General features: G+C 69.1%; 28 protein-coding genes and 1 riboswitch. Of the genes, 22 read left to right on the top strand and 6 right to left on the bottom strand.

All coding sequences use genetic code 11. From position 1 onward, the window contains the following. The first annotated feature begins 163 nt into the window (after positions 1-163). The 19 genes from AC1DYK_RS03240 (at position 164) to tolA (ending at position 15,950) form a co-directional block, all read left to right on the top strand. Positions 164-994, top strand: a complete 831-nt coding sequence (locus AC1DYK_RS03240; protein WP_478164944.1) for a lytic transglycosylase domain-containing protein — start codon at positions 164-166, stop codon at positions 992-994. Positions 995-1,031: 37 nt separating this feature from the next. Next, positions 1,032-1,160, top strand: a riboswitch (ZMP/ZTP riboswitch). A 41-nt stretch (positions 1,161-1,201) separates the two neighbouring features. Further along, a complete protein-coding gene (glyA, locus tag AC1DYK_RS03235; protein WP_478164943.1) occupies positions 1,202-2,446 on the top strand; it encodes a serine hydroxymethyltransferase in 1,245 nt (414 codons plus the stop codon). A 16-nt stretch (positions 2,447-2,462) separates the two neighbouring features. Next, positions 2,463-2,906: a transcriptional regulator NrdR gene (nrdR, locus tag AC1DYK_RS03230; RefSeq protein WP_442282704.1), complete on the top strand. Its 444-nt coding sequence runs from the start codon at positions 2,463-2,465 to the stop codon at positions 2,904-2,906. Between the two features lie 161 nt (positions 2,907-3,067). Next, positions 3,068-3,628, top strand: a complete 561-nt coding sequence (locus AC1DYK_RS03225; protein WP_478164942.1) for a GspH/FimT family pseudopilin — start codon at positions 3,068-3,070, stop codon at positions 3,626-3,628. Beyond that, positions 3,622-4,164 carry a type IV pilus modification protein PilV gene (locus AC1DYK_RS03220; RefSeq protein ID WP_478164941.1) on the top strand — a complete coding sequence of 181 codons (543 nt, stop codon included), beginning with the start codon at positions 3,622-3,624 and terminating at the stop codon, positions 4,162-4,164. The genes AC1DYK_RS03225 and AC1DYK_RS03220 overlap by 7 nt, the downstream gene beginning before the upstream one ends. Next, positions 4,151-4,933, top strand: a complete 783-nt coding sequence (locus AC1DYK_RS03215) for a PilW family protein (RefSeq protein ID WP_478164940.1) — start codon at positions 4,151-4,153, stop codon at positions 4,931-4,933. The genes AC1DYK_RS03220 and AC1DYK_RS03215 overlap by 14 nt, the downstream gene beginning before the upstream one ends. Before the next feature lie 9 nt (positions 4,934-4,942). Then, the gene (locus AC1DYK_RS03210) at positions 4,943-5,548 is read left to right on the top strand and encodes a pilus assembly PilX family protein (RefSeq protein ID WP_478164939.1); all 606 of its coding nucleotides are present in this window, start codon (positions 4,943-4,945) and stop codon (positions 5,546-5,548) included. 3 nt (positions 5,549-5,551) lie between these two features. Further along, the gene (locus AC1DYK_RS03205) at positions 5,552-7,717 is read left to right on the top strand and encodes a pilus assembly protein (RefSeq protein ID WP_478164938.1); all 2,166 of its coding nucleotides are present in this window, start codon (positions 5,552-5,554) and stop codon (positions 7,715-7,717) included. Continuing rightward, a complete protein-coding gene (locus AC1DYK_RS03200) occupies positions 7,714-8,142 on the top strand; it encodes a type IV pilin protein (RefSeq protein WP_478164937.1) in 429 nt (142 codons plus the stop codon). Before AC1DYK_RS03205 ends, AC1DYK_RS03200 begins: the two co-directional genes overlap by 4 nt. A gap of 14 nt (positions 8,143-8,156) precedes the next feature. Then, positions 8,157-9,305 (top strand): bifunctional diaminohydroxyphosphoribosylaminopyrimidine deaminase/5-amino-6-(5-phosphoribosylamino)uracil reductase RibD, encoded by a 1,149-nt coding sequence (gene ribD, locus AC1DYK_RS03195; RefSeq protein WP_478164936.1) that lies wholly within the window; start codon positions 8,157-8,159, stop codon positions 9,303-9,305. Between the two features lie 44 nt (positions 9,306-9,349). Continuing rightward, the gene (locus AC1DYK_RS03190) at positions 9,350-10,003 is read left to right on the top strand and encodes a riboflavin synthase (protein WP_478164935.1); all 654 of its coding nucleotides are present in this window, start codon (positions 9,350-9,352) and stop codon (positions 10,001-10,003) included. Then, positions 10,000-11,160, top strand: a complete 1,161-nt coding sequence (ribBA, locus tag AC1DYK_RS03185) for a bifunctional 3,4-dihydroxy-2-butanone-4-phosphate synthase/GTP cyclohydrolase II (protein ID WP_478164934.1) — start codon at positions 10,000-10,002, stop codon at positions 11,158-11,160. Before AC1DYK_RS03190 ends, ribBA begins: the two co-directional genes overlap by 4 nt. Then, on the top strand, positions 11,160-11,624 hold the full coding sequence (gene ribH, locus AC1DYK_RS03180; protein ID WP_478091335.1) for a 6,7-dimethyl-8-ribityllumazine synthase: 465 nt from the start codon (positions 11,160-11,162) through the stop codon (positions 11,622-11,624). The genes ribBA and ribH overlap by 1 nt, the downstream gene beginning before the upstream one ends. After that, positions 11,621-12,154: a transcription antitermination factor NusB gene (gene nusB, locus AC1DYK_RS03175; protein ID WP_478164933.1), complete on the top strand. Its 534-nt coding sequence runs from the start codon at positions 11,621-11,623 to the stop codon at positions 12,152-12,154. The genes ribH and nusB overlap by 4 nt, the downstream gene beginning before the upstream one ends. Positions 12,155-12,170: 16 nt before the next feature. After that, on the top strand, positions 12,171-13,358 hold the full coding sequence (locus tag AC1DYK_RS03170; protein ID WP_478164932.1) for a pyridoxal phosphate-dependent aminotransferase: 1,188 nt from the start codon (positions 12,171-12,173) through the stop codon (positions 13,356-13,358). Beyond that, the gene (gene ybgC / locus AC1DYK_RS03165) at positions 13,358-13,819 is read left to right on the top strand and encodes a tol-pal system-associated acyl-CoA thioesterase (protein ID WP_478164931.1); all 462 of its coding nucleotides are present in this window, start codon (positions 13,358-13,360) and stop codon (positions 13,817-13,819) included. The genes AC1DYK_RS03170 and ybgC overlap by 1 nt, the downstream gene beginning before the upstream one ends. Then, entirely contained in the window at positions 13,816-14,532 is a 717-nt protein-coding gene (tolQ, locus tag AC1DYK_RS03160; RefSeq protein WP_478091329.1) for a protein TolQ, read from the top strand. The genes ybgC and tolQ overlap by 4 nt, the downstream gene beginning before the upstream one ends. Before the next feature lie 15 nt (positions 14,533-14,547). Beyond that, positions 14,548-14,985: an ExbD/TolR family protein gene (locus AC1DYK_RS03155; protein ID WP_478091327.1), complete on the top strand. Its 438-nt coding sequence runs from the start codon at positions 14,548-14,550 to the stop codon at positions 14,983-14,985. Next, a complete protein-coding gene (gene tolA / locus AC1DYK_RS03150) occupies positions 14,985-15,950 on the top strand; it encodes a cell envelope integrity protein TolA (RefSeq protein ID WP_478164930.1) in 966 nt (321 codons plus the stop codon). Before AC1DYK_RS03155 ends, tolA begins: the two co-directional genes overlap by 1 nt. Positions 15,951-15,966: 16 nt before the next feature. On the opposite strand, the gene AC1DYK_RS03145 is transcribed toward tolA, so the two are convergent. Together AC1DYK_RS03145 and dnaE are read right to left on the bottom strand one after the other, a co-directional pair. After that, on the bottom strand, positions 15,967-16,509 hold the full coding sequence (locus AC1DYK_RS03145) for a phosphatase PAP2 family protein (protein ID WP_478164929.1): 543 nt from the start codon (positions 16,507-16,509) through the stop codon (positions 15,967-15,969). A 13-nt stretch (positions 16,510-16,522) separates the two neighbouring features. Further along, positions 16,523-20,023, bottom strand: coding sequence for a DNA polymerase III subunit alpha (gene dnaE / locus AC1DYK_RS03140; RefSeq protein ID WP_478164928.1), 3,501 nt, complete (start codon positions 20,021-20,023; stop codon positions 16,523-16,525). Between the two features lie 62 nt (positions 20,024-20,085). On the opposite strand from dnaE, the gene AC1DYK_RS03135 reads away from it, so the two are divergent. Continuing rightward, the gene (locus AC1DYK_RS03135; protein WP_478093274.1) at positions 20,086-20,871 is read left to right on the top strand and encodes a sulfurtransferase; all 786 of its coding nucleotides are present in this window, start codon (positions 20,086-20,088) and stop codon (positions 20,869-20,871) included. A gap of 4 nt (positions 20,872-20,875) precedes the next feature. On the opposite strand, the gene AC1DYK_RS03130 is transcribed toward AC1DYK_RS03135, so the two are convergent. The 4 genes from AC1DYK_RS03130 to AC1DYK_RS03115 form a co-directional block, all read right to left on the bottom strand. Continuing rightward, positions 20,876-21,763: a pirin family protein gene (locus tag AC1DYK_RS03130; RefSeq protein ID WP_478093276.1), complete on the bottom strand. Its 888-nt coding sequence runs from the start codon at positions 21,761-21,763 to the stop codon at positions 20,876-20,878. A gap of 142 nt (positions 21,764-21,905) precedes the next feature. Further along, positions 21,906-22,457, bottom strand: a complete 552-nt coding sequence (locus AC1DYK_RS03125) for a flavodoxin family protein (RefSeq protein WP_478164927.1) — start codon at positions 22,455-22,457, stop codon at positions 21,906-21,908. Between the two features lie 165 nt (positions 22,458-22,622). Beyond that, a complete protein-coding gene (locus AC1DYK_RS03120; protein WP_478164926.1) occupies positions 22,623-23,063 on the bottom strand; it encodes a DoxX family protein in 441 nt (146 codons plus the stop codon). A 43-nt stretch (positions 23,064-23,106) separates the two neighbouring features. Next, a complete protein-coding gene (locus AC1DYK_RS03115) occupies positions 23,107-23,808 on the bottom strand; it encodes a pirin family protein (RefSeq protein ID WP_478164925.1) in 702 nt (233 codons plus the stop codon). 145 nt (positions 23,809-23,953) lie between these two features. Here AC1DYK_RS03115 and AC1DYK_RS03110 point away from each other — a divergent pair, with 145 nt between their 5' ends. After that, positions 23,954-24,907 carry a LysR family transcriptional regulator gene (locus AC1DYK_RS03110; RefSeq protein ID WP_478156654.1) on the top strand — a complete coding sequence of 318 codons (954 nt, stop codon included), beginning with the start codon at positions 23,954-23,956 and terminating at the stop codon, positions 24,905-24,907. 60 nt (positions 24,908-24,967) lie between these two features. Beyond that, complete coding sequence (locus tag AC1DYK_RS03105; protein ID WP_478164924.1) at positions 24,968-26,038, top strand: NAD(P)/FAD-dependent oxidoreductase; 1,071 nt, start codon at positions 24,968-24,970, stop codon at positions 26,036-26,038. Positions 26,039-26,225 lie beyond the last annotated feature (187 nt).

Genomic DNA, 26,225 nt, shown 5'->3' with positions numbered 1-26,225 from the left:
CCGGGCTCTCCGAATCCGCTGCCGGCATCTGCCGGCTTGATCAGGCGGCCGCGCTCTCTCCCCATTTCGCGCGGACCTGATTCGTACCAATCCAAGCGCCGCTCCCCTTTCTGCTTTCGTCCCCTTGACGTTGCGAACGGGTGCCGCACAGAAAGGAAGAGCGATGCAACAAGCGTTCGATGCCACAGCCCGCGGGCTACGGACCTTCGTGTCCGACGTGGTCGACGGCTTCTTCGAAATCACCCACAACAGCTTCGCCCTGCTGGGGCTGGCGACCGTGTTCGCAGTGCTGGCGCTGGCTGCCCGCCCGGACCTGCGCCAGACCGGCGAGGAACAGCTGATGGGCTGGCTGCAGTCGCGCAAGCCCGTGCCCGAAGCCACCGACCTCGAACCCACCGCGATCGAGCGCACCACCGCGGCCAGCCCGCACGTGCTGCCGAAGCAGCAGGCCGCCGTCGCCTACTGGTTGAGCAAGAAATACCGCGTGGCGGCCGAGCCGCTGAGCGCCCTGGTGGCCGAAGCCTTCGAGCTCGGCAAGAAGACCAAGCTCGACCCGACCTTGATCCTCGCGATCATGGCGGTCGAATCCAGCTTCAACCCCTTCGCCCAGAGCCAGGTGGGCGCACAGGGCCTGATGCAGGTCATGACCCGCGTCCATGGCGAGAAGTACGAAAGCGCCGGCGGCACCTTGACCGCCTTCGACCCCGTGACCAACATGCGCGTGGGCGTGAAGGTGCTGCAGGAATGCATCGCCCGCGCCGGCTCCCTCGAAGGCGGCCTGCGCTACTACGTCGGCGCCGCCAACCTGGCGGACGACGGCGGCTATGCGGGCAAGGTGCTGGCCGAGCACGAGCGGCTGCGGCAGGTCGCGGCCGGCCGCACCCCGGCGGCCACGCCGCCGACGCTGCGGGCCAACCCGGTCCAGGTGGTCGTGCCGCCGGCGCCGAAGCGCGTCGAACCCGATCCGCAAGTGGCCCTGCTGGGGGAATCCTAGGTCTTTGGCCGCGGCGGTTCTCGCTGTCGGCTACACTCGGCCGGCACGCGACTGGCGATAGGCGCAACCCTTTTCAGGTGCATTGCGCTGACGTGGACTACCACTGGGAAGCGTGCCGCCTGCGGTCTTCGTGGCAGGTGTTCAGCCGTTCGCCTGGGCAGCCCTTGTTTGGTTGAAGAACAAGGACCATTGTCTTGAAGGACTGCCATGTACCACCGCAACATCCTGGTCGAACAGACCGATCCTGAAATCTGGGCTGCCATCCAGGCCGAGAACGCCCGTCAGGAACATCACATCGAGCTGATCGCGAGCGAGAACTACGCCTCGCCGGCCGTCATGGCCGCCCAGGGCTCTCAGCTCACCAACAAATACGCCGAGGGCTACCCCGGCCGCCGCTACTACGGCGGCTGCGAGCACGTCGACGTGGCCGAGCAACTGGCCATCGACCGCGTCAAGCAGCTGTTCGGCGCCGATGCCGCCAACGTGCAGCCGCACTGCGGCGCCTCGGCCAACGAAGCCGTGATGCTGGCCTTCCTGAAGCCCGGCGACACCATCATGGGCATGAGCCTGGCCGAAGGCGGCCATCTGACCCACGGCATGCCGCTCAACATGAGCGGCAAGTGGTTCAACGTGGTGAGCTACGGCCTGGACGCCAAGGAAGAGATCGACTACGACGCGATGGAGCGCAAGGCGCGAGATGCGATGCCCAAGCTCATCATCGCGGGCGCCTCGGCCTATTCGCTGCGCATCGACTTCGAGCGCTTCGCCAAGGTGGCCAAGGACGTCGGCGCGATCTTCATGGTCGACATCGCGCACTACGCGGGACTCGTGGCCGCAGGCGTCTACCCCAACCCGGTTCCGCACGCGGACGTGGTGACCTCCACCACCCACAAGAGCCTGCGCGGCCCGCGCGGCGGCATCATCCTGATGAAGTCGCAGCACGAGAAGGCGATCAACAGCGCCATCTTCCCGGGCCTGCAGGGCGGCCCGCTGATGCACGTGATCGCGGCCAAGGCCGTGGCCTTCAAGGAAGCGCTGTCGCCGGAATTCAAGGCTTACCAGCAGCAGGTGGTCAAGAACGCGCAGATCGTCGCCGAGACGCTGACCGAGCGCGGCCTGCGCATCGTCAGCGGACGCACCGAGAGCCACGTGATGCTGGTCGACCTGCGTGCCAAGGGCATCACCGGCAAGGAAGCCGAGGCGGTGCTGGGCGCGGCCCACATGACGATCAACAAGAACGCGATCCCGAACGACCCCGAGAAGCCGATGGTCACCAGCGGCGTGCGCATCGGCACGCCGGCGATGACCACCCGCGGTTTCAAGGACGAGGAAGCGCGTGCCACCGCCAACCTGATCGCCGACGTGCTCGAGAACCCGCGCGATGCGGCGAACATCGACGCGGTGCGCGCCAAGGTGCATGCGCTGACCAGCCGCTTCCCGGTTTACGCCTGAACACGAGCCGCCCTGCATGAAGTGCCCCTTCTGCGGTCACCTCGAAACCCAGGTCGTCGAGACCCGGGTGTCGGAAGACGGCGACTTCGTGCGGCGCCGGCGCCAATGCGGCGCCTGCGACAAGCGCTTCACCACCTATGAGCGGCCGGACGTCAACTTCCCGGTCGTGGTCAAGAAGGACGGCAGCCGCGCCGACTTCAACACCGCCAAGGTGCGCGCCTCGATGATGCTGGCGCTGCGCAAGCGGCCGGTGAGCATCGAGCAGATCGACAACGCGCTGCTGCGCATCGAGCAGAAACTGCTGTCCAGCGGGCTGCGCGAGATCGAGTCGACCAAGGTCGGCGAACTGGTGATGCGGGAACTCAAGCGGCTCGACAAGGTGGCCTACGTGCGCTTCGCGTCGGTGTACCGGAGTTTCGAGGACGTCGACGAATTCAGGCAGTTGCTCAGGGATATCTGAGCCGCGCCGGGCCTTGAGCCCGCCGGGCGCGTTTGGATTGCTGCCAACTTTGTCGCGAATCGTCGTTCTCGGCCGCCGTCCGACCGCCTGGCCCGAAGACCGGGCCGGCGAGCCGTCGGAAGTCACGCGGAGGTGCTGGCGCTTCTAGCATTCGAAGCGTCATGCCCCGCGCCGTCTCACTTCAGCTTTCGCTGCCCGATACGCCCCTGGCCGGCTTCACGCTGGTCGAGCTGCTGATAGTGCTCGCGATCGTCGCGATCCTTGCCGGGCTCGCGATGCCGGGCTTCGGCCGGACCCTTGAGCGCTATCGGCTGCGCAGCGCCGAAGAAGACCTCCGGTCCGCGATCCATGTCGCGCGGTCGGAAGCGCTGCGGCGCGGCGGCCGCGTCACCCTGCGCCGGGCATCGGCCAGCGGATGCGCGCCCCGCAGCGACCAGGACTGGAGCTGCGGCTGGATGGTCTTCGCGGACGGCCACGACGACGGCGATCCGGGCGAGGCGCTGATCCAGGCCTGGCCACCGTTGCGCGGCGTCGAGGCGACGGTGAGCGTGCCCAGCCCCTCGACCTACCTGAACCTGAACCGATGGGGCCGCTTCCATAACCTGGGCGCCTTCAGGTTCACGCTGAGGCCCCCGGGCAGCACCGACCGCACCGCCGCGCGGGTGCTGTGCATGTCCTCCGCCGGCCGGCTCCAGACCCTCCAAGGGACCGACAAATGCTGAAGCACGCTGGCCGGTTCCGCGAGCAGCGCGGCATCACGCTGCTCGAATCCCTGGTGTCGCTCACCCTCCTTGTGCTGGTCGCCTTCGGCTTGCTCGGTGTGCAGCTGCGCGCCCTGGCCGATGCCCGGACCAGCGTCCACCGGACGCAGGCCATCCGCCTGATCGAGGATCTCGCCGAGCGCGTTCGCACCCATCCCGGGCACATGCACCCGCTGCCGGCCGAAGCAGCGCACTGGGACCTGCCACCTCCTCCGCACCCGGATTGCCGCACGACCGCCTGCGAACCGACAGCGCTCGCGCGCTGGGACATCGCCCGCTGGAAGCAGGCGGTCGCGAACGCACTGCCCCTGGGCCGCAGCGTGGTGTTCGAGATGAGCGACAGCCCGCGGCAACTGGGCGTGATGGTCGCCTGGCACGCCAACGCGAATGGCCCGTCCGACCCGGCGCTCGACGCGCCTTTCCGGATTGACGGCCTGGCCGCCGGTGTGCGTTGTCCCGCTGGCCTCCTGTGTCATCTGGCCCATGTCCACCCCTGATGCGCACCCTGGCCTGCGCCATCGGCAACAGGGCCTGAGCCTGATCGAACTGCTCGCGGGCATGGCGATCGGCCTGCTGGTGATCGCAACCGCTTTCGCCGCGCTGTTGCTGGCGCGCAGCGCGGCCGCCAGCGTCAGCGAACTGGGCCAGTTGCAGCAGCAGGGCTCGTATGCGCTGCACGTCATCGGCCAGCAACTGCGCCAGGCCGGCTCGCTGGAGCCCGTGCGCGACGAAACCAGCGGGCTGCACGCCTTCGCGCCCGACGCCGCCGGGACCGGGGACGCCGTGGCGGTGATTTCCGGCACCGAAGGCGCGGACGGCGCCAGCGACAGCGTCTCGGTGGCCGCCACACGCGCGCGCTGGCCTGCCGCCACCGGCTCTCCGAGGATCTGGGCCCAGTACGACTGCATCGGCGCCAACGTCGAAACCGAGAACCTGATCAGCGCCACCTTTTCGCTCGACGCCAAGGGACAGTTGATGTGCCGCAGCGCCAAAGGCCTGCAACCGGTGATCGGCAACGTCGCGGACTTCCAGCTCGGCTACCGGGTCGATACCGGCAGCGGCATCCAGGTCATGGATGCGGGTGCCGTCCAGCGCGCCAAGCGGTGGGCCGCAGTCACCGCCATCGAGGTCTGCCTGGATCTGCGGGGCAGCGAGATCAGCGCGGGCGCGTTCAAAGACTACCGCGGCTGCGACGATGCCGACAAGCCGCGTGCCGGCCGCACGCACCTGGTCTTTCGCAACCTCTTCCGTCTGCGCACCCGGTAGGAACGCGGCATGCACGCGACGCTCTCCGCATGGCCACCACAGCGCGGCTTCTCTCTGCTGGTGATGATGGTCACCGTCCTGCTGGTCACGATGCTGGTGCTCACGGCCTCCCGCACTGCGCTGCTGGACGAGGCGGCGACCGGCAACGACAGCGATTTCCAGCGCGCCTTCGAGGCCGCGCAGGAAATCCTGCGCGACGCCGAGTCCGACATCCTGGGCGAAGGGGCCGGCATGCCCGATGCTTCGAACGACGCGCGCCACTATCCCGACAGCCCTGCCGAACTGTTCGCGCTGCAGGAACTGCTCGGCCAGCGCAGTCCCTCGTGCGCCGCGGGCATCTGCATCCCCGACCAGGTGCCGCCGCGCTTCTGGACCGACCGCATCGCGCTGGAGCGCATGAAGAAAGTCGCGGTCTCCCGGCCGCCCGGCTGGTACTGGGTCGAGTTGCTGCCCTGCGACACGGCGGCGGCGACAGCGGGCGGCGTCGCCGAGCGTTTCACGCCCGACCCCGCCCTGCCCTTCATTTACCGGATCACCGTGGTGGCGAACGGGCGCGAGCCGACGACCCAGGCGGCGATCCAGAGCACGCTGGTGCGCAAGAAGACGAGGTCCTGAACCATGAGATGGAGATTCGCAGTGCAGGCCGGCGGATTCGCCGCGGCGATCCAGGCCTGCGTCTTGCCGGCCCAGGTGCTCGACGCGCAGCCGGAAGGGCTGCGGGCGACCGCGCAGATGAGCTCGCTGGCCGCCAGTGCGCGTTCGAGCCGCCACGAGGCCGCGTTGTTCGTGGCCGCCTTCGACCCGCCCGGCTGGACCGGATCGATCACCGGCTACCGGCTCCGGTCCGGGAGCGCGACCCTCGATACGGCCGGGCTGTGGGGCGTCATGCCCGCGACCACGGCCAGCGACGCCAGCGCGGCCCGGCCGGCACGCCCGCGCTCCACGGCCTCCCTGATGGATGCCCGCGGCAGCGACTGGCCCGCATCGCGCGTCGTGCTCTCGGCCCGAAGTCCGGGCGGCGGAGCGCCGGCGACCGGCATCGCCTGGGAATGGGGCGCGCTGTCCGAGGCGCAGCGGACGGCACTCATGGCCCTCGGCGACGGCAGCGCTCCCGCTGCCGCGGACGAGGCGATGGCGAAGGATCGCCTGGCCTACCTGCGCGGAGACCGCAGCAAGGAACAGGGCGGCACACCGGGCGGGCCCTTGCGCCGCCGCACCTCCCGGCATGGCGCCATCGTGAATTCGAAGCTGTGGCACCAGGCGGGGCCGCCGCCGGCCGCCCACGCAATGGAAGCTCATGCGGGCTTCCGCCGCGCCCTGAGCCAGCGGCCATCGATGCTCTATGTCGGCGCCAACGACGGCATGCTGCACGGCTTCGACGCCGCCACCGGCGAGGAGAGAATCGCGTACGTGCCCGATGGCCTGCACGGCCGGCTGGCCCAGCTCACACGGCCGGACGACCGACCCCAGCTCCTCGTCGATGGCTCGCCGCTGGCCGGCGATCTGTACCTCGGTGGCCCGGGCAGCGGCGATCCCGGTCTCTGGCGAACCTACCTCGCGGGCTTCCTCGGCGCCGGGGGCAAGGGCTACTTCGTCCTCGACGTCAGCGACCCGGCTGCGTTCGACAGCGCCGGGGCCGCCCGATGGGTGGTCCTGGACCGCACCGGCACCGACGCCATGGACGAAGACATCGGCGAGATCCTGGGCGAGCCCGTGACCGAACCCGGCGATCCCTCGATCAGCCGGCAGATCACCCAGCTGAACGACGGTCGCTGGGCCCTGGTCATCGGCAATGGCCCCCGCAGCGCCCACGGCAAGGCGGTGCTGCTGATCCAGTACCTCGACCGCGACCGGGAATTGCTCAAGATCACCGCTTCCCCGGCCGGGGACAACGGGCTCGCCATGCCGCGTCTGATCGACCTCGACGGCAACGGCACGGCCGACGTCGCCTATGCGGGCGACCTGCTCGGCAACCTGTGGAAATTCGACCTTCGTTCGACCGCCGCCCGCGGCTGGAAGACGGCCTTCGGCGGCGTTGCGCTGTTCGTGGCCCGCGACGCATCGGCGGCGGCCGCGCACCAGCCGATCACCACGGCGCCGGTCTGGAAGCCCCACCCCCAGGGCGGCCTGCAGATCGCCTTCGGGACCGGCCGCCGAAGCGCGCCCGACGACGGCTCGGAGCGCCAGGTGCAGACGATCTACGGCATCCATGACGATACGCCGATCCTGCGCCGCAATGCAGCCGAGCGACCTGCGGGCGAGGCGTCGCTGGAATTCGGAGCGGGCCAGGGCCCGGTCACCGACGGCCGAAGCCGACTGGCAGCCCAGACCGTGCAACTGGACGCCCAGGGCGCGGGCACCCTCTCCTCCCATCCGGTGCCGTACACAGGCAGCGAAGCACGGCGAGGCTGGTTCCTCGATCTGCCACTGCCGGGCGAGCGGGTGCTGCAGAACCCGGGCTGGTTCGAGGGCGACCTGATCGATGTCTGGAGCCAGGTGCCGGCGGTCCGCGCGAGCGCAGGCACCGATTTCCCGCCGCCGCCCGCCCGCCGCTACCGCACCACCCTCGACATCCTCAATGGCTCGGCCCCCCGGTCGACGCTCTACGCCCACCTGCCGCGCACGAGCAGCGGCCAGCCCTCGCGCGTGGAGGCCGGCCTGAGCGTGGGCATCCGCAACGGCAAGCTCGAGACCGCGGTGTCCGCGCCCGGCATGCCGGTGGCGCCGCCCGTGCAGCAGCTGGACAGCATCCTGCTGCGCCCGAGTTGGCGCCAGCTGCAATGACTGCCCGGCGTCGGCGCGGCTTCACGCTGACCGAGGTGCTGGTGGTCGTGGCGCTGATCGCCGTCCTGGCGGCGGTCGCGCTGCCGGCCTACCAGGCCTACCTGCAGCGCAGCCTGCGCGCCGAGGCCCGCGCCGGACTGCTGCGGGCGGCTCACTGGCTCGAACGCGTCGCGACGGCCACGGGCCTCTATCCGGCGGACGCCGCCGGCTTTCCGGAAACGCTCCAGCGCGTGCCCTCGGGCGCCTATCGGATCGGCTTCGAGCCCGCGGACGCGCAAGGCAGCGGCTACACTTTGACCGCACGTCCCCAGGGCGCCCAGGCCGCCGACCGGTGCGGCGGCTACACGCTCGACCAGGCCGGTGTGCGGGGGCTCGCCGTTCCCGACGCTTCGGACGAACTCAAGGCGGAGTGCTGGAACCGCTGAAGCCCCACCCGAGCATGATCCCGACGCCCTCCCCATCCCTGCCGCTGTCCGCCGACGAGGCGATGCGCCTCGCCCTCTCGCTGGCCCGCGCGGCCAGCACCACGGCACCGCCGAATCCCGCGGTCGGCTGCGTCATCCTGGCGGCCGACGGCCGCATCGTCGGCAGCGGCCAGACGCAGCGAACCGGCGGCCCACACGCCGAAGTGATGGCGCTGCGCGATGCAGCGGCGCGCGGCGAATCGACGACTGGCGCGACCGCCTTCGTGACACTCGAGCCCTGTGCCCACCACGGCCGCACCGGCCCTTGCTGCGACGCACTGGTCCAGGCCGGCATCGCCAGGGTCGTCGCCTCGATCGCCGACCCGAACCCGCTGGTGTCGGGCCAGGGCTTCGAGCGCCTGCGCGCCGCCGGCGTCAAGGTCGAGATCGGCCCCCAGGCTGACGAAGCGCGCGAACTGAACATCGGTTTCCTCAGCCGCATGATCCGCAAGACCCCCTGGGTTCGCCTCAAGGCGGCGGCATCGCTCGACGGCAGGACCGCGCTCGAGAACGGCAGCAGCCAGTGGATCACCGCCGAGGCGGCGCGTGCCGACGGCCACGCCTGGCGGGCCCGCGCCGGCGCCATCCTGACCGGCGTGGGCACGGTGATCGAGGACGACCCCCGGCTCGACGTGCGCGGGGTCGACACCGTGCGCCAGCCGCCCCTGGTGATCGTCGACAGCCGCCTGCAGACGCCGCCCGACGCGCGCCTGTTCGACATCCAGGATCGTCCGGTCTGGATCTACGCGGCCGCGCGCAACGACGACAGGGCCCGCGCGCTCGAGGCGCGCGGCGCCACCGTGCACTGCCTGGCCGATGCCGCCGGCAAGGTCGACCTCCCGGCCCTGCTCGGCGACCTCGCCCGGCGCGAAGTCAACGAGCTTCACGTCGAGGCCGGCCACAAGCTCAATGGCTCGCTGATGCGCGAAGGCCTGGTCGACGAACTGCTGATCTACCTGGCGCCGAAGTTCATCGGCGACGGCCTGGGCATCGCCAGCCATCCCCATGCGGGCGGCCCCCTGACATCGCTCGGCGCCGCGCTGGCGCTTGAATTCCAGTCCTTCGAGGCCATCGGACCGGACCTCCGGATCGTCGCCCGGGTCGCCGGCCGGGATCACTTTTAGGACCGCGTCGAAAGACCGACCCGCATCTCTGCGAAAATGCGCTCATGTTCACCGGAATCATTACCGGCGTGGGGCGCATCGCCGCCGTCCACGACCTCGGCAGCTCTTCATCCCACGGCAAGCGGCTCAGCATTGCGGTGCCCGACGGCTATCTGGACGACGTGGGGCTCGGCGACAGCATCGCGCTCAACGGTGCCTGCATGACCGTCACCACGCTCGATCCGGCCCAAAAGCAGTTCACCATCGACATCTCCGCCGAATCGCTGGACAAGACGGCCGGCCTTTCCGATGCCGCGACGCGCGTGAATCTCGAGAAGGCGCTGCGCGCCAGCGACCGCCTGGGCGGCCACATCGTCTCCGGCCACGTCGACGGCATCGGCATCGTGAATCGCTTCGCAGCCGTCGGCGAGAGCTGGGAACTGCGCGTGCTCGCTCCGCCCGCGCTGGCCCGCTTCCTCGCCTACAAGGGCTCGATCACGGTCAACGGCGTGAGCCTGACGGTCAACAGCGTCAGCGACGGCCCGGACGGCAGCGAAGTCAGCATCAACCTGATCCCACACACGGTGGAGAACACCGCACTCGGCGGCCTGAAGCCCGGCAGCCGGGTCAACCTCGAAATCGACACCGTCGCCCGCTACGTGGAGCGCATGCTCCAGGCCGGCGTCATCCAACCACCCCAGAAAGACAGCACCCCATGAACGCCTCCGTCACGCCGATCGGCGCCCCGCGCAGCGGCCGTGCGCCCGCGCCCATTTCCCCGGTCGAGGAGATCGTGGCCGAGCTGCGCGCCGGCCGGATGGTGATCCTGGTCGACGAGGAAGACCGCGAGAACGAGGGCGACATCGTGCTCGCCGCCGACCACGTGACGCCCGAGGCGATCAACTTCATGGCGCGCCATGCGCGCGGCCTGATCTGCCTCACCTTGTCGCGCGAGATGTGCGAGCGGCTGCAACTGCCGCCGATGGTGGCGCGCAACGGCGCCAAGCATTCGACCGCCTTCACGGTCTCGATCGAGGCCGCCGAAGGCGTGACCACCGGCATCTCGGCGGCCGACCGCTCGCGCACGGTGCAGGCGGCGGTGGCGCCCGACGCCGTCGCCTCCGACCTGGTCCAGCCCGGCCACATCTTCCCGCTGCAGGCGGTCGATGGCGGCGTGCTGATGCGCGCCGGCCATACCGAGGCGGGTTGCGATCTCGCGGCCATGGCCGGCTGCTCGCCGGCTTCGGTGATCTGCGAGGTGATGAACGAGGACGGCACCATGGCGCGCCTGCCCGACCTGCAGCTCTTCGCGGCCGAGCACGACATCAAGATCGGCACCATCGCGGCCCTGATCGAACACCGCAGCCACACCGAAACGCTGATCGAGAAGGTCGGCTGCCGCGAGATCCAGACCGCCTGGGGCCCGTTCACGGCGCATGCGTTCAAGGACAAGCCCAGCCGCGGCGTGCACCTGGCGCTGGTGCGCGGCAAGTGGAATGCCGGCGACACGGTGGACGTGCGCGTGCACGAGCCGCTCTCGGTGCTCGACGCGCTCGAAGTCAATCGCGGCCTGCATTCGTGGAGCCTCGACGCCAGCCTGGCCCATATCGCCACCCAGGGCCAGGGCGTGGCCGTGCTGCTGAACTGCGGTGAGACCGGCGCCGAACTGCTGTCGCAATTCGACGGCACCGCACGCCCGGCGCAGGCGCCGGAGCGCGGCCGCATGGACCTGCGCAGCTACGGCATCGGCGCCCAGATCCTGCGCGAGTGCGGGGTCCACAAGATGAACCTCCTTGGCACGCCGCGCCGCATGCCGAGCATGGCAGCCGGGTACGGTCTTGAAATCGCCGGCTACATCACGAAAGACGAGACCTGATGCAACACGCGAACAAGGGCGCCGACGTCGCGCTCGACGGCAAGGGACTGCGCATCGGGATCGTGCAGGCGCGCTTCAACGAAGACATCACGGATGCGCTGGCTACGGCCTGCCGCGCCGAGCTGGCGGCGCTCGGCGTCGCCGAGGCCGACATCGAGCACCTGAGCGTGCCGGGCGCACTCGAAGTCCCGGTGGCGCTGCAGGCGCTGGCCGAGCGCCAGCGCTACCACGCGCTGGTCGCGCTCGGCTGCATCATCCGCGGCGAGACCTACCACTTCGAGCTGGTGGCCAACGAATCCGGCGCCAGCGTGAGCCGGCTGGCGCTGGACTACCGCATCCCGATCGCGAACGCGATCCTCACCACCGAAAACCTCGAACAGGCCGTGGCGCGACAGACCGACAAGGGCCGCGACGCCGCGCGCGTGGCGGTCGAGATGGCGCGGCTGCTCGCCACCCTTTCATGACCGACGACACCAAAGCATCCAGCGGCAAGCCGCGCCAGACCCGCACCGGGCTCACCAGCACGGGGGCCCGCAAGGCCTCCGCCAAGTCGAACCGCAGCCGGGCGCGCGAGTTCGCGCTGCAGGCGCTCTACCAGCATCTCGTGGGTCGCAACGATGCGGCGTCCATCGACCAGTTCACGCGCGACCTGGCCGGCTTCCACAAGGCCGACGCGGCGCACTACGATGCGCTGCTGCACGGCTCGATCGAAGGCGCGGCCGAACTCGACGCGCTGATCGTGCCGCTGCTCGACCGCAAGCTCGAGGAGATCTCGCCCGTCGAGCATGCCGTGATGTGGATCGGCGTCTACGAGTTCCAGAATTGCCTCGACGTGCCCTGGCGCGTGGTGCTCAACGAGTGCATCGAGCTGACCAAGGAATTCGGCGGCACCGACGGCCACAAGTATGTCAACGCGGTGCTCAATGGCCTGGCGCCGACGCTGCGGCCGCAGGAGGTCGAAGCCGACCGGCTGACGGGCAAGGCGAAGCCATGATGGCCCAGGGGATCTCATGAGAATTTCCCGGCGCGCTGAGCGCATCGAGCCCTTCTACGTGATGGAAGTGGCCAAGGCGGCCTCGAAGCTCGCGCGCGAGATCGCGCACACCGACCGGCCGATGATCTTCCTGAACATCGGCGAGCCCGACTTCACCGCGCCGCCCCTGGTGCAGGAAGCGGCCGCGCGCGCGGTGCGCGCCGGCGCCACGCAGTACACGCAGGCCACCGGCCTCGATCACTTGCGCGAGCGCATCAGCGGCTGGTACGCCGAGCGCTTCAAGGTCGACGTGCCGGCGCGCCGCATCGTGATCACGGCCGGCGCCTCGGCGGCCCTGCAACTCGCCTGCCTGGCCCTGATCGAGGCCGGCGACGAGATGCTGCTGCCGGACCCGAGCTATCCCTGCAACCGCCACTTCGTGACCGCGGCCGACGGCCGTGCCGTGCTGGTGCCGACCACCGCGGCCGAGCGCTTCCAGCTCAGCGCCGCCAAGGTCGAGGCCGCCTGGACCGAACGCACCCGCGGCGTGCTGCTGGCCTCGCCGTCGAATCCGACCGGCACCTCGATCGCGCCCGACGAACTGCGCCGCATCCACGAGGTCGTGAGCGCGCGCGGCGGCATCACGCTGATCGACGAGATCTATCTCGGCCTGTCGTACGACGATGCCTTCGGCCAGACGGCGCTGGCGATCGACGACCAGGTGATCAGCATCAACAGCTTCAGCAAGTACTTCAACATGACCGGCTGGCGCCTCGGCTGGCTGGTGGTGCCCGATGCACTGGTGCCGGCCGTGGAGCGCCTGGCGCAGAACCTCTTCATCTGCGCCAGCACGGTGTCGCAGTACGCGGCGCTCGCCTGCTTCGAAGCCGACAGCATTGCCGAATACGAACGCCGGCGGGCCGAATTCAAGGCGCGCCGCGACTGGTTCATCCCGCAGCTCCAGGTGCTCGGTCTCGAGGTGCCGGTGATGCCCGATGGTGCTTTTTACGCCTGGGCCGACTGTTCCTCGTTCGCCGGGAAGCTCGGCATCTCGGGCAGCTGGGATTTCGCCTTCGAGGCCATGAAGCAGGCCCATGTCGCGGTCACGCCGGGCCGCGACTTCGGTGCCGCCGAGACCGGGCGCTTCATCCGTTTCTCGACCGCCAGCTCGATGGCACACCTCGAGGAATCGATCGCCCGGCTGCGCGCCTGGGCCGGTGCCTGATGAGTTTTGCGCTCAACATCCGCGTCTACTGGGAGGACACCGATGCCGGCGGCATCGTGTTCTATGCCAACTACCTCAAGTTCATGGAGCGCGCCCGCACCGAGTGGCTGCGCTCGATGGGCATTGCGCAACGCCAGCTGCGCGAGGACACCGGCGGCATTTTCGTGGTCAGCGAGACCCAGCTCAAGTACCACCGCCCGGCCCGGCTCGACGACGAACTGCTGGTTACAGCCGAGCTGCGCCAGATCGGCTCGGCGTCACTGATAATCGCCCAGCGCGTGCTATCAAAATCAGAGCAAGCCGCACCCGACGTGGCGGCTGGACCCGCCCTGCTGTGCGAGGGGACGATTCGCATCGGCTGGGTCGATGCGGCCAGCTTGCGTCCCGCACGCATCCCGCGCCAAGTTTCGGGAACCCTCGAGCACTTTGCCGGTTCCATGTCTCAACCTCTCAAGCCATGAATCAACAAGACCTGTCGATCCTCTCCCTCCTGATCCACGCCAGCCTGCCGGTGCAGCTCGTGGTGCTGCTGCTGATCCTGGTCTCCGTTGCCAGCTGGGCAGCGATCTTCCGCAAGTACTTCGCGCTCAAGCGCACGCGCTCGTTGAACGATGACTTCGAACGCGACTTCTGGTCCGGCACCAGCCTGAACGAGCTGTTCTCCTCGGCCGCGCAGAACGCCAAGTTCGCCGGCCCGATGGAGCGCATCTTCGCCTCCGGCATGCGTGAATACCAGAAGCTGCGCGAGCGCCACGTCTCGGATGCCGCCACCCTGCTCGACGGCGCACGCCGCGCCATGCGCGCCAGCTACCAGCGCGAACTCGATGCGGTCGAGCAGAACCTGTCCTTCCTGGCGACGGTCGGCTCCGTCTCTCCCTATGTCGGCCTGTTCGGCACGGTCTGGGGGATCATGCACGCCTTCACCGGCCTGGCCGCGCTGGCCCAGGTGACGCTCTCGACCGTGGCGCCTGGCATCGCCGAGGCACTGGTCGCCACCGCGATCGGCCTGTTCGCGGCGATCCCCGCGGTCGTCGCCTACAACCGCTTCGCGCGCGAGATCGACAAGATCGCGATCGCGCTCGAGACCTTCATCGAGGAGTTCTCGAACATCCTGCAGCGCAACCTGACGGCCCACGTGAACCCGGCCACTGTGACCCCGGCCGGCGGCCGCTGAACGGAGCACCGCACCATGCCCGCCATGTCCTCCCGCGGCCGCGGCCGCCGCACGATCAACGAGATCAACATGGTCCCGTTCATCGACGTCATGCTGGTGCTGCTGATCATCTTCATGGTCACGGCGCCGCTGATCACGCCGAGCGTCATCAACCTGCCCACCGTCGACAAGGCCAACAAGCAGCCCGACCGCCCGATCGAGATCGTGATCAAGAGCGATGACGAAGTGCAGATCAAGAAGGATTCGTCCACCGGCACCGGCGGCAGCTCGATCCCGATGACGCAGATCGGCGCGGCCGCCAAGACCGCCCAGGGCGGCGACGCCGACCGGCCGGTGGTCATCAGCGCCGACAAGACCGTCAAGTACGAGACCGTGGTGAAGGCGATGAACCAGTTGAAACGCAGCGGCATCGAGCGCGTCGGCCTCTCGGTCCAGACCACCGGCGCGAAGTGATGTCGCTGGCCGCCGACCGTCCCGAATTCGCGCCGCCGCCGCAGCGCGGCACCCCGCGCGCCGTGGCGCTGGCGCTGATCGCCCATGCCCTGCTGATCGCGGCGCTGACCTGGGGAGTGAACTGGCGGCGCGAGGCCGAGAACGACGCGGTCGAGGCCGAGCTGTGGTCCTCGACCATCCAGCAGGCCGCGCCGCGCGCCGTCGCGCCGGTGCCCGTACCGCCGGCCCCGACCCCCACGCCGGCACCGCCGCCGCCCCCGCCGCCTCCGCCGCCACCCCAGGCGGTACGGCCACCGGAACCGACGCCGGTTCCCAAGCAGCCCGACATCGCGCTCGAACGCGAGAAGAAGCTGAAGGAGCAGAAGGAACGCGAGCGCGAGCTCGAACAGCAGGCCCAGCAGCAAAAGAAGCTCGAAGCGGCGAAGAAGGCGGCGCAGGAAAAGCGCGAAGCCGAGGCCCGCGAGCGCGCCGAGGACGAGGCCGAGCGCAAGAAAGAAGAACAGAAGAAGCTGGCCGAGCAGAAGCGCAAGCAGGAGGCCGAGGCCAAGCAGGCCGAAGCCGCGAAAAAGAAAGAAGCCGAGACCAAGCAGGCGGCCCAGGCCGCGGCCGACCGCGCGGCCACGCTCAAGCGCATGCAGGCGATGGCGGGCTCGGGCGGCGAAGGCGCCGCCGCCAAGTCGTCGGGCCCCTCGGGCAGCTACGGCGGCAAGGTCGCTGCGGCCGTGCGGCCCAACGTGGTCTTCCCCGACGCCGACCTGGTCAGCGGCAATCCGGGCGCCGAATTCGACGTCCGGCTGGCGCCCGACGGCACCATCGTCGGCACGCCGGCACTGGTCAAGTCCAGCGGCCTGGCGAACTGGGACGATGCCGCCCTGCGCGCGCTGCAGAAGACAGAGAAGCTGCCGCGCGACATCGACGGCACGGTGCCGCCGAGGCTGATCGTGACGCTGCGGCCCAAGCGCTGAAGGCCGCGCTCAGGCCTCACGCATCCGACGCGAGCCGCGGCCCGGCCAGCCGATCGATCAAGGCGTGCGCGGCGATCGCCGAAAGGCATCCGATCGCCACGCCGATCGCGATGTCCAGCGGGTAGTGCACGCCGACGACCACCCGTGAGATGGCCACGAGGCCCGTGAGCCCAAGCAGGAGGCCGCCCACCGACCGGTAGTGCGGCACGAGCAGAAACGAGAATGCCAAGGCACCGTAGGCGGTGGCGTGGCTGCTCGGGAAGGACGGGCTCGGACCGTGCGGCAGGTGCTGGTAGCCCAGGCCGATCTCGAAGGGGCGTGGCCGATCCCACACCAGCGCAATGAGTTCGCAGGCCAGGCTGCCCAGCAGGATCGCCAGCACGGCGGCCATGACGGGCCTGACCAGGGGCCGCCATCGATGAATCGCCAGACCCGCCAGGAGCGCCAGCAACAGCCAATGGGCGTGGACGGACAGGAAGTACCCCGCCTCGACCAGCCACCTCCGAGCACCCGCGTCCGCGTTCAGCAGCAGGAACAGCTTCTGGTCCAGCGCAATCATGGCCGCGGTTCAGCTATTCGTAGACCACCGACGCCTTGCCCGCCTCGGCCTGAGCCGTCCAGCTCGCCAGTGCCGCATCGGTCGGAAAGAACTTCGCCCGCTCGCCCAGTTGCAGCTCGACCTGCGCCCCGCCGCGTGCCAGCGACAGGCGCACGCCCAGCCCCTGCAGCAGTTCGCCGTGCTCGCTCTGCTCGGTGCGCGGCGGAAAATCCTTCACCAGCCGCGCGATGTCGGGCGCCTTGCCGTTGATCGCCACGCGCAGGAACTTGCCGAAGCGGCAGCGCGCCGTCGCCAGGTCCCACACCTGCTGGACCTGGAAGCGGGCCTCGAAGCCGCCGCGGCCCGGTTGCAGGCGTCCGCTCACGATCACCAGTTCGTCGTCCTTGAGCACGTTGCGGTTGGCGTTGAACAGCGCATCGTCGGCCGTCGCATCGATGGCGCCCGACTTGTCGTCGAGCTTGAAGATGGCGAGCCGGCCGCGCTGGCCGTTGATCATGCGGAAGTCGCTCACGATGCCCGCGATCACCTGTTGGTCGCGGCTGTCGAGCAGGTCGTCGATCTCGCGCTTGCAGAAGCGCCGCACCTCGTGTGCGACCTCGTCGAACAGGTGGCCCGACAGGTAGAAGCCGACGGCGGTCTTCTCGTAGGTCAGGCGCTCCTTCACGCCCCACGGCGTGGCGTCGACCATGTCGGGCTCCTGCGTCGCCGAGCCGTGCTCGCTGTCGCCGAAGATGTCGACCTGCGCCGCGTTCGCCTGGGTCGCGCTGGCGAACTCGAAGGCCCGGTCGACCGAGGCGATCAGCGAGGCCCGGTTCTGCTGCAGCGAATCGAAGGCGCCGGCCTTGATCAGCGCCTCGACCGTGCGCTTGTTGATGCGCTGGCGGTCCACGCGCACACAGAAGTCGAACAGGCTCGTGAACGGGCCGCCTTCTTCGCGCGCCTTGACGATCGCCTCGACCGCCAGTTGGCCCGTACCCTTGACCGCGCCGAGCCCGTAGCGGATGACCTTGTCGTTGACCGGCTCGAAGCGGTAGTTGCCGCGGTTCACGTCCGGCGGCTCGAACGTGATGCCGAAGTTCTTCTGCGCGTCCTCGAACAGCACCTTGAGCTTGTCGGTGTCGTCCATTTCGACGGTCATGTTGGCGCAGAAGAACTCGGCCGTGTAGTGGACCTTGAGCCAGCCGGTGTGATAGGCCAGCAGCGAATACGCGGCCGCATGCGACTTGTTGAAGCCGTAGCCCGCGAACTTCTCCATCAGGTCGAAGATCTCGTCGGCCTTCTTCTGGTCGATGTCGTTCTTGGCGGCACCCTTGCGGAAGATCTCGCGGTGCTCGGCCATCTCCTCGGCCTTCTTCTTGCCCATCGCGCGGCGCAGCAGGTCGGCGCCGCCGAGCGAGTAGCCGCCCAGGATCTGCGCGGTCTGCATCACCTGCTCCTGGTAGACCATGATGCCGTAGGTCTCGGAGAGCATTTCGGCCACCAGCGGATGCGGATACTCGACCGGCTCGCGCCCGTGCTTGCGCGCCACGAAGCTCGGGATCAGGTCCATCGGGCCCGGCCGGTACAGCGCATTGAGCGCGATCAGATCCTCGAGCCGGGTCGGCCGCGCGTCCTTCAGCATGCCCTGCATGCCGCGCGATTCGAACTGGAACACGGCCTCGGTCTTGCCCTCGGAAAAGAGCTTGTACGTGGGCACGTCGTTCAGCGGAATGTTCTCGAAGGCGAAGTTCTCCTGGCCCTTGTGGCGCGCGACGATGAAGTCCTTGGCGATCTCCAGGATCGTCAGCGTGGCCAGGCCCAGAAAGTCGAACTTCACCAGGCCGACCGCCTCGACGTCGTCCTTGTCGTACTGGCTCACGGCCGAGTCGCTGCCCGGCTGCTGGTAGAGCGGGCAGAAGTCGGTCAGCTTGCCCGGCGCGATCAGCACGCCGCCGGCGTGCATGCCGATGTTGCGCGTCATGCCTTCGAGCTTCTGCGCCAGCTCGACCAGCATGCGGACTTCTTCCTCCTTCTCGATCCGGGCCGCGAGCTGCGGCTCGGCCGCGATCGCGTACTTTTCGCGGTCGGCCTCCGACAGGTCCGCGGGCGGGTACTGGATCGTCACCGGCTTGCCCGGCTTGTTCGGGATCAGCTTGCTGATGCCGTCGCAGAACATGTAGCTCATGTCGAGCACGCGGCCGACGTCGCGGATCGCGGCGCGTGCGGCCATGGTGCCGAAGGTGGCGATCTGGCTCACCGCGTCGCGGCCGTACTTGTCCTTGACGTAGTCGATGACGCGGTCGCGGTTGCCCTGGCAGAAGTCGATGTCGAAGTCGGGCATCGAGACCCGCTCGGGGTTCAGGAAACGCTCGAACAGCAGCTTGTATTCGAGTGGGTCGAGGTCGGTGATCTTGAGCGCATAGGCGACCAGCGAACCGGCGCCCGAACCCCGTCCCGGGCCGACCGGGCAGCCGTTCTTCTTGGCCCAGTTGATGAAGTCGCCGACGATCAGGAAGTAGCCCGGGAAACCCATCTTCAAGATCGTGTTGATCTCGAACTCGAGCCGCTCGACGTAGCGTGGCCGCTCGCCATCGCGCTTCGCGGCCTCGGGGTACAGGTGGGCGAGGCGCTGTTCCAGCCCTTCGAAGGAGGCGACGCGGAAGTACTCCTCGATCGGCATGCCGTTGGGCGTCGGGAAGTTCGGCAGCTGCGGCTTGCCGAGCACCAGCGTGAGGTTGCAGCGCTTGGCGATCTCGACCGTGTTGGCGAGCGCGCTCGGCACATCGGCGAAGAGCGCGGCCATCTCGGCCGACGACTTGAAGTACTGCTCGCGCGTGAACTTGCGCACCCGGCGCGGGTTGCCGAGGATCTCGCCCTCGGAGATGCAGACGCGCGCCTCGTGCGCCTCGTAGTCGTCGGCGGTGGCGAACTGCACCGGATGCGTCGCGACCACGGGCAAGCGCAGGCGGGCGGCGAGCTTCACGGCCGCGATCACGTGCGGCTCGTCCTCGGGCCGTCCGGCGCGCTGGAGCTCGATGTAGAAGCGATGCGGGAACAGGCCGGCGAGCTGCAGCGCGATCTCCGCGGCGCGCTCCTCCTGGCCTTGCAGCAGCGGCGCGCCGAGCGGTCCGGCCTGCGCGCCCGAGAGCGCGATCAGCCCGCCCTGCAATTCTTCGAGCCAGGCCAGCTTGCAGGCGGCCTGGGCCTGGCCCCGGCCGACGTTCTGGGTCCAGGCGCGCGCCAGCAGCTCGGACAGGTTCAGGTAGCCCTCCTTGTTCTGCACCAGCAGCACGATGCGCGTGAGGGCGCCGGGCTCGGCGCCCAGGCCTTCGACGAAGACCTCGGTGCCGAGCACCGGCTTGACGCCCTTGCCGCGCGCCTCCTTGTAGAACTTGACGGCGCCGAAGAGGTTGTTGAGGTCGGTGATCGCCAGCGAAGGCTGGCCGTCGGCGGCCGCGGCCTTGACGACTTCATCGATGCGGTTGGTACCGTCGACGACGGAAAACTCGGTGTGCAGGCGCAGGTGAACGAACATCCGGTCATTGTAGAAAACGCCGCCTCCACGATGTGATGCGGGCATCCCTACAATCGCCTCCCGTGCAAGAAATACTCAATATCGCGGCTTACAAGTTCGTCGGCATCGACGACGGCGCCGACCTGCGCGAGCACTTGCGTGCCCGCACCCATGCGCTGGCGCTCAAGGGCACCATCCTGCTCGCGCCCGAGGGCATCAACCTGTTTCTCGCAGGGGAAAAGGACCACGTCCGGGCGTTCCTGGGCGAACTGCGCGCCGATCCGCGCTTCGCCGATCTGGAGGCCAAGGAGAGCTGGTCGCAGGCGCAGCCGTTCCGGCGCATGCTGGTCAAGCGGAAGCGCGAGATCATCCGGATGGACCATCCCGCGATCCAGCCGGCCGCGGGCCGCGCGCCGGGCGTGGATGCGCCGACCCTGAAGCGCTGGCTCGACCAGGGGCACGACGATGCCGGCAAGCCGATCGCGCTGCTCGACACGCGAAATGCCTTCGAGGTCGATCACGGCACGTTCGATGGCGCGATCGACTGGCGGATCAGCAAGTTCACCGAATTCCCGAAGGCGCTGACCCGACATGCGCAAGCGTTCGCCGGCAAGACGGTCGTGAGCTTCTGCACCGGCGGCATCCGCTGCGAGAAGGCCGCGATCCTGATGCGCGAGGAAGGCGTCGCCGACGTGCTGCAACTCGAAGGCGGGATCCTCAAGTACTTCGAGCAGGTCGGCGGTGCGCACTACCACGGCGAATGCTTCGTGTTCGATGGCCGGGAGTCCCTGGCGCCCGACTTGAGCGCGCGTTCGAACCGCGCCAGCGCCCGGGCGCAGGAAGACCCGGACCTGGCGATCAAGCGCTGAATTCCTAAGACTGCACCTGGAACGGATGCCCCGGCAGCGGGATGAATTCGGTCTCGCCGGGCACCTGTCCCAGGCGCTGGGCGGCCCACTCGGCGCCCGCCTCGAGGATGCGCTCGCGCCGGCTCGAGACGAAGTTCCAGGTGATGAAGCGCGGGCCGTCGAGCGGCTCGCCGCCGATCACCACGAGACGGACCGCACGCTCCGCCGCCAGCATGCCGCCTGCGCCTTCGGGCAGCATCGCCATGGTGTGCCGCGCCACCGGCATGCCGTCGAGCGTGAGGTCGCCGTCGACCGGATAGATCGCCAGCTCGGGCGCCAGCGCCGGCAGCTCGAAGCGCGCGCCCGCCGGCAGCGCGAGGTCGAGATACAGGGTCTGCGACAAGGTCGCGACCGGCGAGCGGACGCCGAAGGCTTCGCCGACCAGCACCCGGACCGGCACGCCCTGCACGTCCAGTGCCGGAATGTCCGCCGCCTCGGTGTGCACGAAGCTGGGCTCGACCTCTTCGTGGGCCTGCGGCAAGGCAGCCCAGAGCTGGAGCCCGTGGTTCACATAGGTGGCGTCGAGCAGCGACTCGGGCTTGCGCTCCGAATGCACGATGCCGCGCCCCGCGGTCATCCAGTTGATCGCGCCGGGACGGATCTCCTGCACGCTGCCGAGGCTGTCGCGATGCATCATCGCGCCCTCGAAGAGGTAAGTGACGGTGGCCAGGCCGATGTGCGGATGCGGCCGCACGTCATGCGCCTTTCCGGGCGTCTCGGTGGCCGGCCCGAAATGGTCGAAGAAGACGAAGGGGCCGACCGAGCGGCGCTTCGCCGACGGCAGCAGGCGCCGGACGTTGAAGCCGCCGCCCAGATCCTTGTCGTGCGGTTGAAGCAGGAGCGGTGCGGTCATCGTGATTCCTTGATAAAGGGTTGCGTTTTCCACCCCATGAACCCGGCACGGGTCCATTCCAGGGATACCGCGGAACCGGCTTCGCAGGGCCGCTGGTATCGCCCCCTCGAGGGGGCAGCGCCGCAGGCGCTTCGGGGGTGTTTCATCGTTGTAATCTTGCCACCTCGGCCACGCGTTCGCCAAATGCGATCGCGGTGTCGAGGTCGCCCCGTGCCATCTCGGCCGGGCTCGCATCGGAGGGCGAGGTGGTCAGCAGGCCGTTGTAGCCGCCGACGTAGTTGATCGAGTCGCGCCGGGCCGCCTTGCTGTTGGCCGGCATGATGCCGAGGCTGACCCAGAGGCCGCTGTGCTGCATGGCCAGGTGCCACAGGTAGGTCAGCGTGGCGTCCTTGTCGCCGTTCATGGCGGCGCTGTTGCTGAAGCCCGCGAAGAGCTTGTTCTTCCAGCCCTGGACGTACCAGACCTTGGAAGAGGCGTCCGCGAATTTCTTGAACTGCCAGCTCGGGCCACCCATGTAGGTGGGCGCGCCCATGATGATCGCGTCCGCCGCCGCCAGCAGTTCCCAGCCATGGGGCGGAAGATTGCCATCGGCGTCGATCGCCAGTAAATGGGCTCCCGCGCCGTCGGCCACCGCCTGCGCGACGCGCTGCGTGTGGCCGTAGCCCGAATGAAAGACCACAACGATGTCCGCCATCAGATTTTCCCGTGTCAATTACTGATTGCGCATCGTACGCAAACCCCGGCCGGCGCAGCCAGGCCCGTCGGTGAAACACCGCGGATCTGGCTTTGCCAGTCCGCTGGTGTTGCCCCCGGTAGGGGGTGGGCGCCCGACACGAAGTGCGGGCAACCTGGGGGCGAGCTACTTCTTATCGATGGAGAAGCGACCGGCACCGAAGGCCGCGATCGCGAACAGGCCACCGGCGATCGCGATGTTCTTGAAGAACATCAGCTGGTTGACGTACGCCTTCTCGGCCGGCAGGGCCCAGTAGTTGTGGAAGAAGATCGCGGCCGCCACCGTGAACAGCGCAATGACGACAGCCGACAGGCGGGTCTTGAAACCGACCAGGAGCAGGACGCCGAGACCGAGCTCGACGGCGATCGCGATCGCCGCGCCGAGTTGCGGCAGCGGCAGGCCGACCGAGGCGATATAGCCGGCGGTACCCGCGAAGCCGGTCAGCTTGGCGAAACCTGCCGGAATGAAAAGCAGCGCCAGCAGCACGCGGCCGAGGAGCGCCAGCGAATCTTGGGCTGCGCCGGCGTTGGCCGGGGCCGTGAAGGTGGAAGCGGTGGTGGTGGACATGGGATGGACTCCTGGGTTGATGAAAACTAAGAACAAAACAGATTCAGGCCGCGAGATCGAACACGAGCACTTCGGCATCCTTGGCGGCGCCGAGCGTCAGCCGGGTTTCGCCTTCGAGCAGGGCCGCATCGCCGCAAGCCAGCTTCGTGCCATTGGCCTCGAGTTCGCCGCGCACGAGATGCACGTAGCTCTTGCGCTTCGGGTCCAGCGCCAGGCTGGCTTGCTCGTCGCCGTCGAGCAGGCCCGCGAACAGCCGCGCATCCGCATGCACCAGCACCGAACCGTCGGCGCCGTCGGGCGAAGCGACGAGGCGCAGCTTGCCGCGCTTCTCCTCGGCCGGGAAGGTCTTCTGCTCGTACCCCGGCGCGATGCCGCGCACGTTGGGCTCGATCCAGATCTGCAGGAAGTGCGTGGTCTGGTCGGCCTTGTGGTTGAACTCGCTGTGCATCACGCCGCGGCCCGCGCTCATGCGCTGGACGTCGCCGGGCGGGATCGATTCCACGTTGCCCATGCTGTCCTTGTGCGCCAGTTCGCCCGACAGCACGTAGCTGATGATTTCCATGTCCTTGTGGCCATGGGTCCCGAAGCCGGCACCCGCGGCGACGCGATCCTCGTTGATCACGCGCAGGTTGCCGAAGCCCATGTGGGCCGGATCGTAGTAACCCGCAAAGGAGAAACTGTGAAAGGAGCGCAGCCAGCCGTGGTCGGCATAGCCTCGTTCCTGGGATTTACGGACTTGCAACATCGTCGAACTCCTGCCCTCTCGTGGAGGGCGCTTCGAATGCCGCGCCCTGTGCGCAGCGGATGTGTGGAACTTTAGGCCCCGCGCCCCGGCCTCAAGACGTTCTGCTTTGATGGCATCATTCAATTTTTTTGAATGATCGACCGCCATGCCTACTGCCCGTGACGTGCTGACGCCCGATGCGTTCGCGATGCTGCAGACCGTGGCCAGCACGGGCAGCTTCGCCGCCGCGGCCCGCTCGCTGAACCTGGTGCCCAGCGCGCTGAGCTATCGGGTCCGCCTGATCGAGGATGCGCTCGACGTGCTGCTGTTCGACCGCAGCGGGCGCCAGGCACGGGTCACCGAAGCCGGGGTGGAGCTGCTGCGCGAATCGGCCCGGCTGCTGAGCGAGATCGACGCGGTCGCCAACCGGGTCAAGCGCATCGCCACCGGCTGGGAGCCGATGCTCACGATCGCGGTGGACAGCGTGATCGCGCGCGATCCGCTGCTCGATCTGGTGAACGCGTTCTTCGCCCTCGATCCGCCGACGCGGCTCAAGCTGCGCGACGAGACGCTGCTGGGCACCCTCGAGGCGCTGACCAGCGGCGAAGCCGATCTGGCCGTGGGCGCGGTGCTCGACGCCGCCAACCTGGCCTTCACGGCCACGGGGATCCGCAGCCGCCCGCTGGGCGAGCTGCGCTTCGTCTACGCGGTGGCGCCGCACCATCCGCTGGCGCGACTTCCCGAGCCGCTCAGCGATGCGGTGCTGCGCCAGCATCGCGCCGTGGCCGCAGCCGACTCGGCGCGGTCCGGCCCGGGCATGACGGTCAACCTGGTCGGCGGGCAGGACGTGCTCACGGTGCCGACCATGCAGGCCAAGCTGGCGGCCCAGTTGCACGGATTGGGCGGCGGCTTCCTGCCCGAACCCATGGCCCGGCCGTACATCGAGGCCGGGCACCTGGTCGAACGCCGCACCGGGCGCGTGCCGCCGGTCGCCACCATGCACTGCGCCTGGCGCGTGCGCAGCGCCGGCAGCCCGGGGCGCGCGATGCAGTGGTGGCTCGAGCGCTTCGAGCATGAGGGAACGCGCCTCGCGTTGCTGGAGCGCCACCGCGGCCGCTAGCCGGCGCGCCCGCCAACCCGGTTAGAGTCACATGGCCCGCCACCCGACAAAGAGACCGCCATGACCATCCGCCCCGCTGCCGACCGCCACCGATCCACCGCCACTCGCCACTACGCCGTCGTCGGCGCCGGCATCGCCGGCGTGGCTTGTGCCCGCACGCTGGTGCAGGCCGGTCACCAGGTGACCGTGTTCGAACGTGAAGCCACCGCCGGCGGCCGCATGGCCAGCGAGGCCACGCCCTTCGGCCGCTTCGACAGCGGCGCGCAGTACTTCACCGTGCGCGACCCGCGTTTCGCGCGCGTGCTGGAAACCACCCCGAAGATCTGCAAGCCCTGGAGCGCCAACCTGGTGCGCGTGCTCGACGCCCATGGCCGCGTCGCCGAAGCCGCCCTGCCCTCCCGCGAGTCCCATTTCGTGGCCCAGCCCGGCATGGACGCCCTGGTCGCCCACTGGGCGGCGCCGCTGGGCGACGCGCTGCTGACGCGCACCCAGGTGACGCAGATCGAGCGCGATGCGCTGGACGCCAAGCGCTGGCAGTTGCGCACCGCCGGCGTCGACGATTCGCAGCATGTGTACTCGGGCTTCGATGCCGTGCTGCTGGCGGTGCCGCCGGCGCGCACGCGCGCCCTGCTCGGCGACGGCGGCCTGTCCGCCGATTTGAGCCGCCGGATCGAGCCGGTTCGCATCGCGCCCTGCTGGACGCTGATGATCGCCTTCCCTCAGGCCAACCAGCCCACCCTCTCTCACCTCGGCCCCCAATGGAACGCCGCGCGCAGCGCGCACCATCGCGTGGCCTGGCTCGCGCGCGAGTCGTCCAAGCCCGGCCGCGATCCGATCGAGCGCTGGACGCTGCAGGCCAGCGCCGCCTGGTCGCACGAGCACCTGCGCGACGACGCCGCGCGCGTCAGGGCCAAGCTGCTGCGCGCCTTCGCCGAGATCACCGGCATCCGGGCCGAGCCTGCGCATGCCGAGGCCCGCTGCTGGGCCGAGGCGCAGACCCAGGTGCCGGCGGGCAAGCCGCACCTGTGGGACGCCAAGGCTCGCCTCGGCGTCGCCGGCGACTGGTGCACCGGGCACCGGGTCGAGGACGCCTTCCTCTCGGGCCTGACGCTGGCGCTCAAAGCAGCTTGAAATGAAACACCCCCGAAGCGCCTGCGGCGCTGCCCCCTCAAGGGGGCGATACCAGCGGCCCGGCGAAGCCGGTTCCGCGGTATCCCTGGCATCGGATTGCGCCGCTGTCACGCCTCGTGGGTCGCTGCCCCCCGAGGGCGCCACAGCCGCCTTGGGGCGGCCCGGCGGCGTCTGACCTACCCGTCAG

The organism is Variovorax sp. P2_H12, assembly GCF_056403395.1.
This window is presented reverse-complemented; position numbering and strand designations above follow the sequence as displayed.